Source organism: Caloramator proteoclasticus DSM 10124 (assembly GCF_900129265.1).
GTDB lineage: Bacteria > Bacillota > Clostridia > Clostridiales > Caloramatoraceae > Thermobrachium > Thermobrachium proteoclasticum.
In genome coordinates this window covers 16,101-35,347 of the sequence record NZ_FQVG01000009.1, presented here as the reverse complement: position 1 = coordinate 35,347, position 19,247 = coordinate 16,101, and the positions used below count along the sequence as shown (strand labels likewise).

General features: G+C 31.5%; 20 protein-coding genes. 19 read left to right on the top strand and 1 reads right to left on the bottom strand.

The window, feature by feature from the left end:
* Positions 1-112 precede the first annotated feature (112 nt).
* The 19 genes from BUB63_RS03685 to BUB63_RS03600 all read left to right on the top strand — a co-directional run bounded on the left by BUB63_RS03685 (position 113) and on the right by BUB63_RS03600 (position 18,278).
* Positions 113-454: a hydrogenase maturation nickel metallochaperone HypA gene (locus tag BUB63_RS03685; RefSeq protein WP_073247982.1), complete on the top strand. Its 342-nt coding sequence runs from the start codon at positions 113-115 to the stop codon at positions 452-454.
* Between the two features lie 350 nt (positions 455-804).
* Positions 805-2,325, top strand: coding sequence for a glutamate/gamma-aminobutyrate family transporter YjeM (yjeM, locus tag BUB63_RS03680; protein WP_073247981.1), 1,521 nt, complete (start codon positions 805-807; stop codon positions 2,323-2,325).
* A gap of 116 nt (positions 2,326-2,441) precedes the next feature.
* Positions 2,442-2,801: a C-GCAxxG-C-C family (seleno)protein gene (locus tag BUB63_RS03675; RefSeq protein ID WP_073247980.1), complete on the top strand. Its 360-nt coding sequence runs from the start codon at positions 2,442-2,444 to the stop codon at positions 2,799-2,801.
* Between the two features lie 203 nt (positions 2,802-3,004).
* Positions 3,005-3,667, top strand: a complete 663-nt coding sequence (locus tag BUB63_RS03670; protein WP_073247979.1) for a LysE family translocator — start codon at positions 3,005-3,007, stop codon at positions 3,665-3,667.
* Positions 3,664-5,226: a sigma 54-interacting transcriptional regulator gene (locus BUB63_RS03665; protein WP_027308440.1), complete on the top strand. Its 1,563-nt coding sequence runs from the start codon at positions 3,664-3,666 to the stop codon at positions 5,224-5,226. The genes BUB63_RS03670 and BUB63_RS03665 overlap by 4 nt, the downstream gene beginning before the upstream one ends.
* Before the next feature lie 157 nt (positions 5,227-5,383).
* Entirely contained in the window at positions 5,384-6,583 is a 1,200-nt protein-coding gene (megL, locus tag BUB63_RS03660) for a methionine gamma-lyase (protein ID WP_073247978.1), read from the top strand.
* 133 nt (positions 6,584-6,716) lie between these two features.
* Positions 6,717-7,133 carry an NfeD family protein gene (locus BUB63_RS03655; protein ID WP_159431452.1) on the top strand — a complete coding sequence of 139 codons (417 nt, stop codon included), beginning with the start codon at positions 6,717-6,719 and terminating at the stop codon, positions 7,131-7,133.
* A gap of 31 nt (positions 7,134-7,164) precedes the next feature.
* Entirely contained in the window at positions 7,165-7,341 is a 177-nt protein-coding gene (locus BUB63_RS13575; RefSeq protein ID WP_159431451.1) for a hypothetical protein, read from the top strand.
* Positions 7,342-7,354: 13 nt separating this feature from the next.
* A complete protein-coding gene (locus BUB63_RS03650; RefSeq protein ID WP_027308437.1) occupies positions 7,355-8,287 on the top strand; it encodes an SPFH domain-containing protein in 933 nt (310 codons plus the stop codon).
* A gap of 376 nt (positions 8,288-8,663) precedes the next feature.
* Positions 8,664-9,560 (top strand): phosphatidylserine decarboxylase, encoded by an 897-nt coding sequence (locus tag BUB63_RS03645; protein ID WP_073247977.1) that lies wholly within the window; start codon positions 8,664-8,666, stop codon positions 9,558-9,560.
* Between the two features lie 224 nt (positions 9,561-9,784).
* A complete protein-coding gene (locus BUB63_RS03640; protein WP_027308435.1) occupies positions 9,785-10,117 on the top strand; it encodes a hypothetical protein in 333 nt (110 codons plus the stop codon).
* 5 nt (positions 10,118-10,122) lie between these two features.
* A complete protein-coding gene (locus tag BUB63_RS03635; RefSeq protein WP_073247976.1) occupies positions 10,123-11,169 on the top strand; it encodes a V-type ATPase subunit in 1,047 nt (348 codons plus the stop codon).
* Positions 11,170-11,184: 15 nt separating this feature from the next.
* Positions 11,185-13,143 (top strand): V-type ATP synthase subunit I, encoded by a 1,959-nt coding sequence (locus BUB63_RS03630; RefSeq protein ID WP_073247975.1) that lies wholly within the window; start codon positions 11,185-11,187, stop codon positions 13,141-13,143.
* Between the two features lie 16 nt (positions 13,144-13,159).
* Positions 13,160-13,579 (top strand): ATP synthase subunit C, encoded by a 420-nt coding sequence (locus BUB63_RS03625; RefSeq protein ID WP_027308433.1) that lies wholly within the window; start codon positions 13,160-13,162, stop codon positions 13,577-13,579.
* Between the two features lie 11 nt (positions 13,580-13,590).
* Positions 13,591-13,899, top strand: a complete 309-nt coding sequence (locus BUB63_RS03620; protein ID WP_073247974.1) for a V-type ATP synthase subunit F — start codon at positions 13,591-13,593, stop codon at positions 13,897-13,899.
* A 10-nt stretch (positions 13,900-13,909) separates the two neighbouring features.
* Complete coding sequence (locus tag BUB63_RS03615; RefSeq protein ID WP_027308431.1) at positions 13,910-14,500, top strand: V-type ATP synthase subunit E; 591 nt, start codon at positions 13,910-13,912, stop codon at positions 14,498-14,500.
* A gap of 11 nt (positions 14,501-14,511) precedes the next feature.
* Complete coding sequence (locus BUB63_RS03610; protein WP_073247973.1) at positions 14,512-16,275, top strand: V-type ATP synthase subunit A; 1,764 nt, start codon at positions 14,512-14,514, stop codon at positions 16,273-16,275.
* Position 16,276: 1 nt separating this feature from the next.
* Positions 16,277-17,644: a V-type ATP synthase subunit B gene (locus BUB63_RS03605; protein ID WP_073247972.1), complete on the top strand. Its 1,368-nt coding sequence runs from the start codon at positions 16,277-16,279 to the stop codon at positions 17,642-17,644.
* A gap of 4 nt (positions 17,645-17,648) precedes the next feature.
* On the top strand, positions 17,649-18,278 hold the full coding sequence (locus BUB63_RS03600; protein ID WP_073247971.1) for a V-type ATP synthase subunit D: 630 nt from the start codon (positions 17,649-17,651) through the stop codon (positions 18,276-18,278).
* A gap of 24 nt (positions 18,279-18,302) precedes the next feature.
* On the opposite strand, the gene BUB63_RS03595 is transcribed toward BUB63_RS03600, so the two are convergent.
* Positions 18,303-19,244 (bottom strand): 3'-5' exoribonuclease YhaM family protein, encoded by a 942-nt coding sequence (locus BUB63_RS03595; protein WP_073247970.1) that lies wholly within the window; start codon positions 19,242-19,244, stop codon positions 18,303-18,305.
* Positions 19,245-19,247 lie beyond the last annotated feature (3 nt).

Genomic DNA, 19,247 nt, shown 5'->3' with positions numbered 1-19,247 from the left:
AATATTTAAAGTAGTTTATATGACGCTTAAGTTTTTAATAGATTATATATTGTCGCCAACGTTTAAGTTGGCGACAATGTTGTAGGGCTAAAATTTTTAAAGAGGTGTTAATATGCATGAATTAGGTGTTATAATTGAAGTTGTTAAATATGTTGAGGATTTTGCAAAGAAAAATAAGTTAACAAAAATAGATACTCTTGTTCTTCAAATAGGAGAGCTTTCTGCTATGATTCCAAGATATATTGAGGCTTGTTATCCAGCTGCAGTAGACGGGACAATGCTTCAGGATACACAATTGAAAATTGAAATTTTACCTGCAAATGCAATATGTAGAGAATGTGGTAGTGTATTTAATGTTATTCAAAATAATAAGGTATGTCCTAATTGTAAAAGTGAAGTTTGGGAACTTCTTTGTGGAAGGGAGTTTATGATAAAGGAAATTGTAGCCTATTAATATAGGTATTCCCCCTCTTGATAGGTGTTAAATTTTATTAATAAAAAGACTATATCTGCATTATTATTTTTGTATAACTTCAATTGCAAAATATTCACAAAATTAAATATTAACTATAACTTTTTATAATTGAATATAACAAGTTTTTTAATTCATAATTAAAGGTCTTACATTTTAAATTCATTATATAGTGAATAGAAATCAATTTATTCAGTCAAATAAATAAAAAAATCAAAAAATTAAGAATATAAAAACTTTTTATAGAATTATTGCGGATGTTGTCGAAATGTGTATAATAGTATTTGTGTGATGAACAAATAAGAAAAAATACCTAAGGAGGGGGACAAACAATGGCATCAAATAAGAAGCCAACAGGCAAACTTACGCTGGTATCATTGATACTTATGATTTTTACTTCAGTGTACGGCTTTAACAACATTCCAAGATCATTCTACAAGATGGGATACGCTGCTATTCCATGGTTTATACTTTCAGGAATAACTTTCTTTATTCCTTTTGCATTTATGATGGCTGAATATGGTGCAGCCTTCAAGAATGAAAAGGGTGGAATTTATTCTTGGATGGAAAAATCAGTAGGAGCAAGATTTGCATTTATAGGTACATTTATGTGGTACGTTTCATACATTATATGGATGGTTAACGTATCACAAGGTATGTGGGTTCCTTTCTCAAATGCTATATTTGGTAAGGATACAACAAAGGATTGGGTAATTCTTGGATTATCAGGACCAAAGCTACTTGCTGTACTTGGTATATTATGGATAGTATTCGTAACTTACATCTCAACAAAGGGTCTTGACAAGATAAAGAAGATTACTTCACTTGGTGGTTCAGCAGTTGCAGCACTTAACATAGTTCTATGGATAGGTGCTATAGCAATACTAATATTAAACAAGGGACAACTTGCTCAACCAATAGAAGGACTTAAGTCATTTACTCAATCACCAAATCCTAAGTATGCAGGAAATATAATGGCAGGACTTGCGTTTATAGTTTATGCAATATTTGCATACGGTGGAATTGAAGCAGTTGGTGGTCTTGTTGACCAAACTGAAAATGCTGAAAAGACATTCCCAAAGGGAGTTGCTATATCAGCAGCAATAATATCAATAGGTTACTCAATGGGAATACTACTTGTTGGTATATTTACTAACTGGACAAATGTTATAAATCAAGAGGGTGTTCACTTAGGAAACGCAGGTTATGTTGTTATGACAAACCTTGGTATTGAATTTGGTAGAGCTATAGGTGTTAGCGATGCTACAGCTATGGCAATGGGAGCAGGAATTGCAAGATTCGTTGGTATATCAATGTTCTTAGCTCTAATGGGAGCATTCTTCACACTAACTTATGCACCACTTAAGCAAATGATAGAAGGTACGCCATCTGAATTATGGCCATGGAAGATGGGTGAACTTAAGGATGGTATGCCAATATATGCAATGTGGGTACAAGCTGGTATAGTTGTTGTTATGATAGCTTTACTTGCAGTTGGTGGAGATTCAATGTCAAAGTTCTTTGATATACTTGTTGCGATGACTAACGTTGCAATGACTCTACCATATATGTTCCTTTCAGGTGCATTTGCTCCATTCAAGAAGAAGACAGAAATACACAAGCCATTTGAAGTGTTCAAGAGCTATAATAGTGCACTATTTGCATCAATAGTTGTAACACTAACAGTTGGATTTGCAAACTTCTTCACAGTACTTGAACCAGCATTATCTGGAGATATGAAGACTACAATCTGGTCAGTTGCAGGACCAATATTCTTCTCAATAGTAGCTTTCATAATGTACTATGTATATGAAAAGAAGACTGAATCAAAGAAGGCAGATAAGGTTGCATAATATGTTATTATAAAAAGAGGCTGTATTTACGGCCTCTTTTTTGTTCGATAATATTTGACAAATTACGATAATAGTTATATCATAATATTGTATTATTGTGATATAGGAGGTATAGTATGAAAAAAGCTGTTGATTTTCATAGAGAAGGATATAACTGTGCAGAGGCAGTAATAAAAGCAGCAAATGAAAAATTTAATTTAGATATTCCAGTAAATTTAGGAAGTGCCTTTGGTGGGGGGATGGCAGTAGGAAGTACCTGCGGTGCGGTAACTGCTGCAGCTGTAGTTTTAGGATATCTAAAGGGAAGAAAGGATGCTTCAGAAAGAAATGAAGCCAGAACTCCAATGAGAGAAATTATGAAAAATGTAAAAGAGTCTTATGGAACAGATAATTGTATTCAATTAAAGAAAAATGGTGTTTCTTGTGATGAAATCATTGATTATATAGATAATTTGCTTGAAAATGTTGTGAAATAGAATGAAAAAGTATTCATCATAGATATAATATATGCTAATTTTAAGATTACGATCTAATATATTTTATATAAAAGCAGGTGTCGAATTCATACTTAAAAAAGACATCTGCTTTTATTGTTTTCAAAGTAAAATACAGTTTGCTTTTTTAGAATGTTTAGAAATATAATATAATTAGACTTTGACTAAATAGAAGGTGAGACGATATGAGAAATTTTATTTTATTAATAAGAACAATAATAACAGGATTGTTTACAGGAATAGCCTTTGCACTACCCCTTGGGCCGGCAGGTTTAGAATCTATAAAAAGGACAGTAAATAGTGGTATTAATGAGGGGTTAATGGTTGCAATTGGAGCAGTTTTAGCGGATGCCTTTGATATTTTGTTTATTAATATAGGTCTTTTTAGTTTGTTGAATCAAAATAAAAGGACTGAGGGTCTATTCTTCATTATATGTGGTCTTCTTATTTTATTTTTTGCTTTTCAGGATATTAAAAATTATAAGGGTAATAGGGATGAAAATATAAAAAAATATGATTCAAAGCCTGTTTTAAAGGGGTTTATAATAGCCTTCACAAATCCTATGACACATTCCTTTTGGTTAACCATAAGTGGTACGCTTATACATAGATTTAGTGATATGAAGCCTATTTACTATTATATATTTTTGATATTTATTATAGTTGGGATGTTTATTTGGTTTGTGTTTTTAAATTTAGCAGCATTAAAGGGAATCAAGAGGTTGGAAAATAATAAAAATAATGAAATAGTTGAAAAGCTTACAATAGTAATAATGTTTTTGATAGGTATTGGGTTTATTGTATTTGGTCTATATAATTTGATAAATCTAAAAAGGGTGATTAAATGAAGGAGAATATAAGATTAGAAATTAGAACTAAAGATACAATAGGAATAACCTTAAAAATACTTGAAAAGTTGTATGAAATGAATATAGATTTAAGGGCTGCTGAAGTTTTTTCTAAGAAGGTTTGTATTAAAATAGATGAAATTTCAAAGGAAAGGCTTCAACGATTAATAGAAAAGATTTTTGAAATTAAAGAGGTGTTAAGTGTTGATGAAGTTGAATTGTTATCCTATGAAAAAAATGAAAGAAAGTTAATTGCAATAATTGATGCTGTAGATGAGGGAATACTAGCAGTAAATAAGGATTATAAAGTTGAAATATTTAATAGATATTGTGAAACACTTTTTAAATATAATAAGGATGAAGTAATTGGAAGTGATATAAGAGCAATAATAAATAAAGATGCTCCAATGTTTAAATTATTTAAAGATGGTATTCCCTATGATAATGTAGAGCAAATAGTAGATAGAGGGGATTTTAAGATACATTATTTAACATCAGGAAGACCAGTATTAGATGATTTAGGAAATACGATAGGTGCAGTGGCTTCGATTAAGGATATTAATAAGGCTATGCAGCTTGTTGAGGTAGTAAACACAATAAAGGATGGGGCCTTTTCGGATATCATAGGTAAAAGTAATAAAATAGAATATGTAAAAAGAATTGTATCATCTGTTGCAAAAACAACCTCAACGGTTTTATTGCTTGGAGAAAGTGGAACAGGAAAGGAACTTTTTGCAAAGGCAATTCATAGGTTAAGCAGTAGAGCAAATAATAAGTTTATTGCTATAAACTGTGCAACTCTTCCAGAAAACCTTTTAGAGAGTGAACTTTTTGGTTATGAAGAGGGAACCTTTACAGGAGCCCTAAAGGGTGGGAAGAACGGCATTTTTGAAGAAGCAGATGGAGGTACACTCTTTTTAGATGAAATAGGTGAAATGCCATTAAAATTGCAGGCTAAGATTTTGAGAGTCCTTCAAGATGGAGTAGTTAGGAGAATAGGCTCCAGTAAGGAGACAAAGGTAGATGTCAGAATTATAGCTGCTACAAATAGGAATATAGAGGATATGGTTAAAAATGGAGAATTCAGAGAGGACCTTTATTATAGATTAAGTGTAATGCCTATTTATCTTCCTCCACTTAGAGAAAGAAAGGAGGATATTCCGCTACTTGTTAATTATTTTGTAGAGAATCTAAATAAAAAATTTAATAGTAAAATAAAGAGAATAGATAAAGGCTATATAGAAGAGTTAATGAAATATAGTTGGCCAGGCAATATTAGAGAATTGCAAAATGTTGTAGAGAGGTCAATTATATTATGCGAAGGAGACACATTAATAAAGGATAACATCTACATAAATACCGATAAGTTTATACAAAATAATATTATTGATATAAGTGAAGAAGAAAGAACACTTGAAGAAATTGTATCTGAATGTGAAAGGGAAGTGATAAAAAGGGCATTAATTAAATACAAGAGCTACAGAGAGGTAGCGAAACATTTAGGAGTTTCCCATACAACTATAATGAATAAAATAAAAAAATATAAACTCTATTTGTAAACCTATCTTTACTTGCGTAAAAATAAGTTTACAAATTTTAAGTTAAAATGTAAATAAAACTTTACAACAATTTAAAATCCTTTGAACTTTCAGTGTTGTATTTTTGGCATCATATTTGCTTATACTTCATTGATAAAAGTTCAAAGGAGGAACCTTTATGGATAGGGAAAAAGCAAAAAATATGGGATTTTCAACAAAAGCAATACACGCAGGAAACCATAAAAATGAATTTGGTACATTAGCAACTCCAATATATCAAACTGCTACATTTGTTTTTGATAGTGCACAGCAGGGAGGAAACAGATTTGCAGGAAAAGAAGAGGGATATATTTATTCAAGGCTTGGTAATCCAACTGTTAGTGTGCTTGAGGAAAAAATAGCAATTTTAGAAGGTGCAGAGGCCTGTGTTGCAACATCATCTGGTATGGGAGCTATTTCTTCAGCACTTTGGACAGCACTTAAGGCAGGAGATCATATAGTTGCTGCAGATACACTATATGGCTGTACCTTTGCATATTTAAACCACGGACTTACAAGGTATGGAGTTGACGTAACTTTTGTAGATGCATCAAATCCAGAAAATATAAAGAATGCGATGAAGGAAAATACAAAGGCTATTTATATAGAAACTCCAGCAAATCCTAATCTTAAATTAATAGATATAAAAAAGGTAGCAGAAATCGCACATAGCAAAGAAGACTGCATATTAATTGTAGACAATACCTTCTGTACACCATATATTCAAAGACCAATTGAACTTGGTGCAGATGTAGTTGTGCACTCTGCAACAAAGTTTTTAAACGGTCACGGCGATGTTATTGCGGGCTTTGTTGTTGGAAAAAAGAGCTTCATAGATCAGGTTAGATTATTTGGTATAAAGGATATGACAGGTGCTTGTTTAAGCCCATTTGATGCATACCTAATTTTAAGGGGACTAAAAACACTTGAAATTAGAATGGAAAGGCACTGCAGTAATGCTTTAAAGGTTGCAAAGTTCTTAGAAAAACATAAGGCAGTTAAAAAGGTATACTATCCAGGTCTTGAGAGCTTTGAACAATATGAACTTGCAAGGGAACAAATGAGCCTACCTGGTGCTATTATTGCCTTTGAATTAAATGGTGGCGTTGAAGAGGGAATAAAGGTTCTTAATTCTTGTAAAGTATGCACCTTGGCAGTAAGCTTAGGGGATGCAGAAACTCTAATTCAGCATCCAGCGTCAATGACTCACTCACCTTATACAAGGGAAGAGAGATTAAAGGCTGGTATATCTGATGGACTTATAAGACTTGCTGTTGGACTTGAAAATGCGGAGGATATTATAGCAGATCTAAAACAAGCTTTAGATGCTATAATATGATATAAAAATCTATAGAGGGGTAACACTATAAAAGGAGCAAAATATTTTGCTCCTTTTATTAATTAGGAATTTTTAATTTTTTCTTAATGACTTTATAACTACAATGGTATATAATAGCTGTAGAGGTGGTAATATGTTGTATATATGGATATTAGTTTCACTTGCAGCAATCTTAATTGATGCACTTACAAGTAGTTTTATATTTTTTAGCTTTGCAATAGGAGGAATTGGAGCATTAATTCTTTTAATGTTTAATGCTTCAATTGCAGTACAGGTTATTGTATTTATGGCACTTAGTATAGCGTCTATACTTTGGGTTGCACCATATGTTAGAAAAACACTTAAAAAAACACCACCTGCCTTTAAACCAATGGAGCAAAATTATATAGGTAGGGTATTGACGGCAGAGGAAGATATACAAGATAAGACACAAATTAAATATGAAGGTATATATTGGTATGTCTTGAATGTAGGGGAGCCAATAAAGAGGGGGGATAAATTTAAAATTACAGGTATAGAAGGAAATAAGTTGATTGTTGAAAAATATTAATTTCTTTTTTAAAAGGAGGGCTTATTTTTTTATGAACAAAAAAGTTGTTAGAGGATTATGGATTTTAGCTGGTTGCTGTTTTATTATAGCTTCATTAATAAACTTAATTTCAAATACCGGAAAATGGTATATAATGATTATACAATTAGTTACGGCAATTTTAATGTTTTTAAGTGAATACAAAATAAAAAATTCAATTAAGAAATAGTGGAGGGATTATAATGGACAAAATTTTATTAATAGTAGTGTTGTTGTTCTTACTTATCATTATATTTTCAAGCATAAAAATAGTTAACACAGGTTATCTTTATGTAGTAGAAAGATTTGGTCAATTTCATAAAGTATTAGAGCCAGGATGGCATATACTAATACCATTTGCTGACTTTGTTAGAGCAAGGGTTTCAACAAAGCAACAGATATTAGACATTGAGCCACAATCAGTTATAACTAAGGATAATGTAAAGATATCAATAGATAATGTTATATTCTATAAGGTTATGAATGCAAAGGATGCTATATATAATATTGAGAATTATAAATCAGGTATTGTTTATTCAACAATAACTAATATGAGAAATATAGTAGGTAATATGACACTTGATGAAGTTTTATCAGGAAGAGATAAAATAAATGCTGAGCTTTTAAGGGTTGTAGATGAAATAACTGATGCATACGGGATTAAGATACTATCAGTTGAAATCAAAAATATAATACCACCTGCCGAAATACAACAGGCAATGGAAAAACAAATGAAGGCAGAAAGAGATAAGAGAGCAGCAATACTTCAAGCAGAAGGTGAAAAACAAAGTGCAATTGCAAGAGCAGAGGGACAAAAGCAGGCGATGATACTTCAAGCTGAGGCAGAAAGAGAAGCAAATATAAGACGTGCAGAAGGTATGAGGGAAGCACAGCTTCTTGAAGCAGAAGGTAAAGCTATGGCAATGGAAAGAATTGCACAGGCTCAAGCAGAGGCTATTAGAAAGGTTAATAATGCAATTCACGAATCAAATACTGATGAAGTGGTTATTGCATTAAAGCAGGTAGAGGCACTTCAAGAAATGGCTAAGAATCCGGCAAATAAGCTTATTATACCAAATGAGGTTGTTTCAACATTAGGAAGTATATCTGCTGTTGCAGAGATGATTAAAAAGTAAAGGAAGGCTGCATATGCAGCCTTCTGACTGTTGAAAAAGTTAGCCCCATGAAGGATTTCTTGGGCATCGCTTCATTTCGCTAAGCAATTCTAAGCTTTTCTTTGTTTGAAAAAGTCCTACCCTCGCGATGCCATCGTCCTGATGGCCGCTCGACTCGGCACGTCCTGTGCCGAATTATGGACTTTTTCAAAGTTGAAAAGCAAGAATTGCTATAGCTCATGAAATATGCCTTTTTAAAATCCTTTCATGGGGCTATTTTCATACTTTAGCTAACAAGTGGGGGTGTCATTAATCTGAGCCTTTTTATTATTGCTTTAGTTTAAGAGTTATACTATAATGTAGGATGACAATATTTTGGGGAGTGAAAGGTAAAATTATGATAAAGTTTTACAATAGAAGAAATAAAGAATATCAAATAGAAAGGGTAGCGGGTAATTGGGCTATAAAATGGATATATGGTTCAAGGCTTTTTGGTGCAGGACTTCTTCACTTTTTAATTAAGAGAAGAATAGCTTCAAGGCTTTATGGTATTTATTGTTCAATGTCTGTTAGCAGAAAAAAGATAGATAAATTTATAAGGGATTTTAATGTGGATATGGATAGATTCCAAGTTCCAGAGGGTGGATTTAAGAGCTTTAATGAGTTTTTCTACAGAAAACTTAAGAAGGATATGATGAATATTGAAAAAGAGGATAGGGTTCTTATATCACCCTGTGATGGGAAGGTTTTGGCATATCAAAATATAGATATAGATATGCTTTTGCAGGTTAAGGATATAACATATTCCTTAAGGGAATTAATTGGTGATGATGAGGTGGCTGACAAATATAATAAAGGAACTTGTTTAGTTTTTAGACTATGTCCATCTGACTATCATAGATTTCATTTTATAGATGATGGAATATGCGAAAAGACAAATAAGATAAAGGGATGCTATTATTCGGTGAATCCTGTTGCACTTGATAAAATAGAAAAGTTATTTTGTGAAAATAAGAGAGAATGGAGTATTTTTCATTCTAAAAATTTTGGGGATGTTCTCTATGTAGAGGTTGGGGCAACCTTTGTTGGTTCAATTGTTCAAACCTATAAGCCAAATGAAGAGGTTAAAAGGGGAGATGAAAAGGGATATTTTAAATTTGGTGCGTCAACAGTTATTCTTTTCTTTAAAGAAAATATAGCCATAATAGATGGTGACATATTAGAACAGACACAAAAGGGTTATGAAACCTATGTTTATATGGGTGAAAAGATAGGAATAAAAAGGGAGGAGTAATTCCTCCCTTTTTAATTTAAAAAAAATTAAAAATTTAATTTTAAAACATAGAGGTAAATGTAGAAAAAACAAGAAAATATATGCAAATATTTGAAGGTATTAAGATACTAAAAAAATATCAGATAATAAAAACTAATACATAAAATTATTCAATTTATAAAATTTGTAAAATTAAAATTATGGGAGTAAAATTGTTTTATGATTTAGTTCAGGGGGGTGAGAAAATGGAGGATAATGTTGAAAAGGTTATTCAAAATATAATACACATCGATAGGAGTGCTGAAGAACTTAGGAGAAAAGTTGATGAGGATGTTGGAAGAAAAAAAGCTGAATTTAATAGAAAAATAGAACTGATGAAAAAGGAGATAGTGGATAAAAAAATTAATGAATTACAGGATATAAAAGATAGGGAAATGAAAAATATTCAAAATGAAGAGATGAAAATAATCGGAATGTATAATTCAAAAGCAGATGGAATAGAAGGAAAGTATAGTTTAATAAAGCAAGAGTTTTTAAAAGAAGTATATTGTGATATTTTTTTTGAAAAAGATAGGTGATGCTTATGCCTGCTGTTGTAAATTATGAAGCAATTAATACAAAGGTACATTCAATTTTAGGAAGAAGATTAAAGGGAGACGACTATAAAAAATTATTATCACTAACTTCAGTTAATGAAATTGCTCTATATCTTAGCAAAAATAGTGATTATGGAAGATATATAGCAAGTGATAATCTAAATGACATCCATAGAGATGAATTAGAAAAAAAGTTAAAAATGATGTTAATCTATTATATTGACAAATTTGATAACTATTTTAGTGGAGAGTATAGGGATTTTTTTATGACCTTCTATTCAAAATATGAAATTTATGATTTAAAGAGGCTTGCAAGGCTTATACACATTGAAGGTGAACTACAGTCCCTAAGAGAATACTTGGTATTTGTTGATTATTACAAAAACATTAATGTCGATAATATTATAAAGGCAAAATCAATTGTTGAACTAATAGAGTTTCTAAATAATTCTGTTTATTATCCTTATTTAAAAAATTTATTAGACGGTAATAAAGAAGAAAATCTATTCAGATTTGAAATGGTATTAGATAAAACATATTTTTTAATTCTATTCAAGAAAATAAAAAAATTATCAGGAATTGATAAAAAAGCATTCTTTGAAGTATTTGGACCCATTATTGATATGATAAATCTCCAATGGATATATAGAGGTAAAAAATTTTATAATATGTATCCAGATGAATTGTTTAATTACACCATAGATGGTGGCGGAAAGTTAAATTATAAAAGCATTAAGGAATTATGTTATTCAAAAAGCGTTGAGGAATTAGAGGATAGAATAAAGCTTACTCCATATTCATTTCTAATTAAAGGAGATGATATGCAGGATATATATATGGAAAGAAGGATGAACAGATATATATATTATAAATTAATAAATACAATAAGAAAAAATAAGAGGGACATATCAAATGTATTAGTCTTAATGCAGATAATAGAATTTGAAATAAGAGATATTGTTTCAATTACTGAAATGGTTAGGTATGGAATAGAACTTAGTCAGTCAAATAATTTTTTAATAAAGGCTGTCTAACTGTGGGGTGGTTTTATGGCGGTTGCCAAGATGGAGTTTGTCAACATTATTGGGCATATGGATATGCTGGAGGATATAGCAAAGAGGATTGTGTTATCTGAATCAATACATTTTGTAAATGCAATGTCAGAGATTAATGAAAATAATTTCCCGATACTTCAAGCAAAGGACGAAGTTGACGCGGTTATAGATTTTAATTATATAAAGCAGTATCAATCTAATTTAGATTTAAATGAGATAAATAAAGTTTATGATGAACTCTGCGATATGTTTGAAATAAGGAAAAAATATCAAAAAAAGATTGTAGAACAGGACTATGTGTTTTTAGATGATGTAAATAAACTTAAGAGAATTTATGAGGAGGTAAACGAGGAAAACAGAGAGCTAAATAGATTGCAGGAGGAGTATAGACAGATTGGTGAGATTGAGAATTATATTAAAAAAATGAAGAATGTTAATATCAATTTAGATGACCTGTTTAAAATGAAATATATTGATTTTATTATGGGAAAAGTTTTAAACTACAATATGGAAAAGCTAAAAAAGAATTACGAGAATATACCTGCAATAGTTTTGAAACTTGATAAGAATCAAGATTACTCAATGATAATGGTGTTTGTTCCTAAGGTTGTTGAAATTGAAGTAAGAAGGGTATTGAATTCATTAGAGTTTGATGAATTGCAGTTGAATTTTAAATTTAGTGGTAGCCCTAATCAGTGGGTTGCTGATATAGAGAATAGAAAAAGGCAAATAGAGAAGGAAATAGCAATAATCAAAAACAAAATAAAGGAGCTTAAAAAGGAATATATAAATTTTATTGAAGTATTTTATTCTAAACTTTTGATGCAATATAAGATAGAAGAGCTCAAGTCAAATATGGGCTGTACAAATGAATTTTTCTATATGAGTGGATGGATACCAAGTTTTAAAAAGAAGGCTCTATCAAAATACTTGGGAGATTATGAAAATAAGTTGATTATAATTTATAAGGATTATAAAAATTTAAGGGAGGGATTAGAGCCACCTACCTGTATCTATAATGGTTTCTTATTACGTCCCTTTGAGTCGGTGGTTAAACTTTATGGTATACCGTCCTACAATGAATTAGATCCTACTGCCTTTGTAGGATTAAGCTATATGTTTTTATTTGGAGCTATGTTTGGTGATGTGGGACAAGGGCTTGTTCTTTTGACCTTAGGATTAATTTTGGAAAAGAAAAAGGCAAGACCTAATTTAGGTGGGGTTCTTGCAAGGCTTGGTATAAGTTCAACAGTTTTTGGTTTTTTGTATGGAAGTGTCTTTGGATTTGAGGATATCATTGAAGCACTTTTAGTTAGACCTATGGCAAGTATAGATAAGGTTCTAATTTGGGCAGTTGGTATAGGTGTTTTCTTGTTAAGTATAGGATATTTATACAACCTAATTAACTGTTTTATAAAAAAGGATGTTGAAAATGGTTTGTTTAGCAGAAATGGATTGGCTGGACTTGTTTTTTATTGGCTTCTTTTATACTTAATAGTTTCAAATGTAAGAGACGCAAAGAGAATTATACCAAGTTCACTAATAACACTAATACTTGTTTTTCTATTGATTTTAATGCTGCTTAAGGAACCTTTAGCTAATTTAATAAAGGGAAATAAAAAGCTCTATAGTGAGTCAAAGTCAGATTATTATATTGAAGGTGGATTTGGCGTACTTGAAACACTACTTAGTATGCTAAGTAATACGTTATCTTTTATTAGAGTAGGAGCCTTTGCAATAAATCACGTTGGTCTTTTTATAGCCTTTGAAACATTGGCTAAAATGATGGGAAATGAACTTGAAAGCATTTTAATGATTGTATTTGGAAACATTGTGATTATTGGGCTTGAGGGCTTGATAGTTTTTATCCAAGGTTTAAGGCTCGAATATTACGAACTCTTTAGTAAATTTTTTAGTGGTACAGGGTATGAATATAATCCAGTAAAACTATAAAAGGGGAGGAATTTTTATGTATGTATTTATAATATTAGCTGTTTTAATTGTTGTATTAACAATCTCAAAAGGAGTAGTAAAGCTCTTTAAGGGAGAAGAAACAAATGCATTAGGTGTAAAAAAGGCTATAAAGGCAAATGTATTTTCATTTATACCTGTTTTAACAGGACTTATTATAACAATGATACCACAGGTTGCAAATGCAGCAGGAACTAATAATCCTTCTGCAGGTATTGGTTTTTTAGCTGCAGGATTAAGTACCGGACTTGCTGCAATAGGTGCAGGTTATGCGGTAGGTTCAGTTGGTTCATCAGCACTTGGGGCGGTATCTGAGGATCCAAAGATATTAGGTAAAACACTTATTTTTGTAGGTCTTGCAGAGGGTATAGCAATTTATGGATTAATCATTTCAATAATGATATTAGGAAGGTTGTAGGAAGTGGTTTTATGATTATATATTTAATTTCTGATAATAGAGATACATTAGTTGGTTTAAGACTTGCAGGAATAAAGGGGAGGGTTGTTCACGAAAGAAATGAAGCAAAGGAAGCCTTAAATGTAGCTTTACAGGATAAAAATATAGGAATACTTGCGATAACGGAAAAGGCGGCTGAACTTATTAAAGATGAAATTACCGAGATTAAACTAAAAAAACCTTATCCACTAATTGTAGAGATACCTGATAGACACGGTTCAAATAAGGATAATGATTATATATTAAACTATGTTAGAAATTCTGTGGGCATAAAAGTTTGAGGTGATTTTTATGATAACTATAGAAGAAAAACTAAATCTTTTTACTAAATTGGTCTATGAAAAGGTTGAAAAGGAAAATAGAATTGTTATTCAAAGGTTTGAGGAAGAATATGGAAAAATTTTAAGTGAAAAAAAGAAGGAATTTGAAGAAGAGGCAAGTAAGTTGGATAAGAAGGTAAAAAGCGAAATAGAACTTTATAGAACGCAAACATTATCTAAGGCACACATAAGAGGAAAGAAAATTATATTAGAAAGAAAAAATAGCATTTATAACAAAGCAATAGAGGATGTGATTTGTTATATAAGTGAAAATAAGAGTAGAAAAGAATATAAACAATATTTTTCTAACAAGCTGATTAGCATAATAAAAAATAATGATATTAAAGAGGCTAATTTGATAGTGACTAGGCAGGATTGGGATTTATGGGGTAAAGATCTAGATAAAGAGACAAGACTTTTAAATGTAGTTTTTGATGAAAGTGTAAGTGGAGGTTTTATATTAATTGATTTAAAAAATAATTTTAAATATGATTTTTCTATTGAAAATATAGTAGATGAAAATAGAGAAAAAATAGGAGAAAAATTATTTGCTATGCTATAGGTGGTGGTAAAATGGAGGGTTCAGCAGGAAGAGTAGTTTATGTAAATGGTCCTGTTGTAAAGGCAAGGAATATGAAAAACTTTAAAATGAGAGAAATGGTTACTGTTGGTGAAAAAAAATTAATTGGAGAAGTTATTTCTATTGATGGAGAATTAGGCACAATTCAGGTTTATGAAGAAACAACTGGAATAAAAATTGATGATGAAGTTGTTTCAACACAAAAACCTTTGTCAGTTACATTAGGGCCTGGCATAGTTGGAAATATTTTTGATGGTATACAGAGACCATTAAATATTATTTTTGATAAATCAGGAAATTTTATTAAAGAGGGCATAGGACTTGCAACAATAGATAAAAAGAAAAAATGGTATGTAGAATTAAAGGTTAAGGTTGGTGATGAACTAAAGGAAGGAGATATATTTGGTACTGTAGATGAAACTCCTTTAATAAAACATTATTTAATGGTTCCACCAAATATAAAGGGAAAGGTTGAAGAAGTTAGGCAGAATGGAGAGTATGATTTAGAAACGATATTAGTAAAGTTAGATAGTGGTGCTGAACTTAAAATGTATCAGGAATGGCCGGTTAGAATTCCAAGGCCAGTTAAAGAGAGACTACCTATACAAAAACCTCTTATAACTGGTCAAAGAGTAATTGATACATTTTTCCCTATAGCAAAGGGTGGAACTGCTGCTATACCAGGTGGTTTTGGAACTGGTAAAACAATGACTCAGCATCAACTTGCTAAGTGGTCGGATGCCGATATAATTGTGTATATTGGATGTGGAGAACGTGGAAATGAGATGACGGAAGTTTTAGAGGATTTCCCAAAGTTAATAGATCCAACATCAAATCTACCCTTAATGAATAGAACAATACTTATAGCAAATACATCAAATATGCCAGTTGCTGCAAGAGAAGCATCTATATACACAGGAATAACTATAGCTGAATACTTTAGAGATATGGGATATAATGTCGCTGTTATGGCAGATTCAACTTCAAGGTGGGCAGAGGCACTAAGAGAAATATCAGGAAGATTAGAGGAGATGCCAGCAGAAGAAGGTTATCCTGCATATCTTCCATCAAGATTGGCAGAGTTTTATGAAAGGGCAGGTTATGTTAAGACACTTAATAATAAAGAGGCTTCAGTTACAATAATTGGAGCAGTTTCACCAGCAGGAGGAGATTTCTCAGAACCTGTTACACAAAATACAAAGAGATTTGTTAGTGCTTTTTTAGGATTAGACAGAAAGCTTGCCTATTCAAGACACTATCCTGCTATAAATTGGCTATCGAGTTATAGTGGATATATTACACAACTTGAGGATTGGTATAAACAAAATGTAGCAGAGGATATGATATTTTTAAGAGGAGAAATGATAAAGGTTTTGCAGGAGGAAAGTAAGCTGTTAGAGACAGTAAAATTAGTAGGTGAGGATGTACTTCCTGATCAGCAGAGATTAATTCTTGAGATTGCAAGACTTTTGAAGGTAGGATATTTGCAGCAAAATGCCTACCATAAGGATGATACATTTGTTCCATTAGTTAAGCAGTATATGATGCTTAAAGTTATTGATAATTTTTATAAACTTGCAAAGGAAGCTGTTAAGGTAGGGGTTCCTATTTCTGTAATTAAGACGAGTGAGTTGTTTTATAGAATAATAAAAATGAAATATGAAATACCCAATGATTATGGAGATAAATTTGATTTGTTGATGGAAGATATTAATGAATATTTCTCTAATTTAATAAGAGAATATGAGGGTGATTAATATGCATAAGGAATATTTGAGTTTAAAGAAAATAGAAGGCCCTCTTATAGTAATAGAAGGGGTTGAGGGTGTATCTTATAACGAAATGGTAGAGATAAAGGTGCAGGGAGAAACAAAACACGGTAAGGTTGTACAGCTCAATAACGATTTAGCAATAGTGCAGGTTTTTGAGAATACATCCGGAATGTCTGTAAATAATATTTCTGTAAAGTTTACAGGAAAACCTTTGGAGATTAAACTTTCAAGGGAAATATTAGGTAGAATGTTTAATGGAATAGGTCAGCCTATAGATGGAGGGGGTCCTGTTTTTAGTGGAATTAAGTTTGATGTAAATGGAAGCCCAATAAATCCAGTTGCAAGAAGGTATCCACGAAACTATATTCAAACAGGTATATCAGCTATAGATACACTTACTACTTTGATAAGAGGTCAAAAACTCCCTATATTTTCAGGAAATGGTTTGCCACATAATCAAATAGCTGCACAAATTGTAAAGCAGGCAAAGGTTGCAGAGGGAGAAGGAGAATTTGCAGTTGTTTTTGCTGCTATGGGAATAAAGCACGATGATGCCCATTATTTTATAAAGACATTTCAAGAGGCTGGAGTTTTAGATAAGGTTGTTATGTTTATGAATTTAGCAGATGACCCTGTAGTTGAAAGGATTGTAACACCAAGATGTGCATTAACTGCAGCAGAATATTTAGCTTTCTATGAAAATATGCATATATTAGTTATTATGACTGATATTACAAGTTACTGCGAAGCCTTAAGAGAAATATCTGCAGCAAGGGAGGAGGTACCAGGAAGAAAGGGATATCCTGGGTACTTATATTCAGACCTGGCAAGTCTATATGAAAGGGCTGGTATGGTTGAAGGTTCTAAAGGGTCAATTACTCAAATACCAATATTAACAATGCCAAATGATGATATAACACATCCTATACCGGATTTAACAGGATATATTACAGAAGGACAGATAGTTTTAAGCAGAGAAATATATCAAAGAAATATTTATCCACCAATAAATATACTGCCCTCACTTTCAAGACTTATGAAGGATGGAATCGGTGAAGGATACACAAGAGAAGACCATCCTGATGTGGCTAATCAATTATTTTCCTCCTATTCAAGGGTTCAGGAGGTTAAGGCACTATCTCAGGTTATAGGAGAAGATGAACTGTCCGAAATAGATAAAAAGTATTTAGAATTTGGAGAAGCATTTGAATATAGATTTTTAAGGCAGGAGTTTAATGAAAATAGAGACATAGATAGAAGTTTAGAAATTGCTTGGGAAATATTATCAATACTACCTAAGAATGAATTGGATAGAATTAACCCTAAGTTCTTAGATGCATATTATAGAGGGTGATTAAATGGAAAATATTGCGCCAACAAAATCTAACCTTATTAGTGCTAAATCAACATTAGAGTTTTCTAAAAAGGGATATGAACTTTTAGACCAAAAGAGAAATGTACTAATTAGAGAAATGATGGCATATGTTGATAAAGCAAAGGACATACAGGAGATGATAAATAAAAAGTTTGAAGAGGCCTATGAGGCACTTAGAATGGCAAATATAACAATGGGTGTTTCAACGGTTGAGGAGATATCCCATACTGTTCCCGAAAATGGGCAGTTTAATTTACTGTTTAAAAGTGTAATGGGGGTTGAAGTGCCCATAGTACGATATGATAAGAAACATAAAGAGCCAACTTATAGCTTTTATCAAACAAATACTGCTATGGATATTGTCTTTATTAAGTTTTCGGAAATAACATATCTCATTATGGAATATGCAGAGGTTGAAAATGCAGTGTTTAAACTTGCTATGGAAATAAAAAAGACTCAAAAAAGAGCCAATGCACTTCAAAACATACAGATACCAAAGTATGAGGAGATAGTAAAATATATACAGGATGTTTTGGAGGAAAAGGATAGAGAGGATTTCTTTAGGTTGAAGGTTGTTAAAAAGAAGAGTCAAAGGAAAAAAGCTAATCCATAGGACTATTATCCTATGGATTAGCTTTTATATATTTATAGATTTTTTTATAGCACGTTTGTAGGTTGGATTATAGTCTGTCCAAGCGTCTGTTCCTGCATCCCTTTCTATTGCAAGATGGAAGGCATTAATTTCAGCACTTGCCTTATCTGCATTATGAACAGCTATTGCCTCAAGAGTCATAGGAAGAACTGGTGAACCCATCTCTAAGGTTCCGTGGTGAGAAAGAATACAGTGTTCAAGTTCATATTTTAAGGCTTGAGGGAAATCTTGTATTTTTGTTATAAAGCTATTTAGTATTTCAATTCCAATGTTTATATGGCCTATAAGTTTTCCCCTTGTTGTATATTTGTTTTCAGGAAAATCTGATAGCTCAATTATTTTACCGATGTCGTGTAGTAATGCAGAGGCTACAGCAATATCATAGTTGACATATGGAAATATTTGTGTAAAATTAATTACAATTCTTGCAACTTCAATGGTATGCTGTGCAAGACCACCTATGTATGCGTGATGTATCTCTGCACCAGCCGCTTTTTTTAAAAAAGAAGTTTTAATATTTTCATTTGTAAATATATTATTTAATAGTTGTTTTATTTTTTCATTTTTTATAGTATCAATTATTTCAAATAGTTCTTTTTCTATTTGTTCGCTATTTAAATAACAGGAGGGTATAACTTTATTTATTAGTTCTTGGCTTGGATTATCGACTTTTTCTATTTTGTTTATGTGTATTTGAAGGGTTCCTTTGAAATCTTTAGCAACTCCTGAAATATAGGCAAAGCATCCGGGTACTATTTTTTCTGCAATATCAGGACTGTCATTCCAAATCTTAGCATCATAGTTTTTTATACCAGAGCTTATTTGAAGATGGTAGTATCCTTTATCATTTTGACCTATTTTTTTTTCAATTTTTCTTACTACAACAGGTTGATTTTCTATTTTTTCGTTTGGATATAAATTTTGCATAAA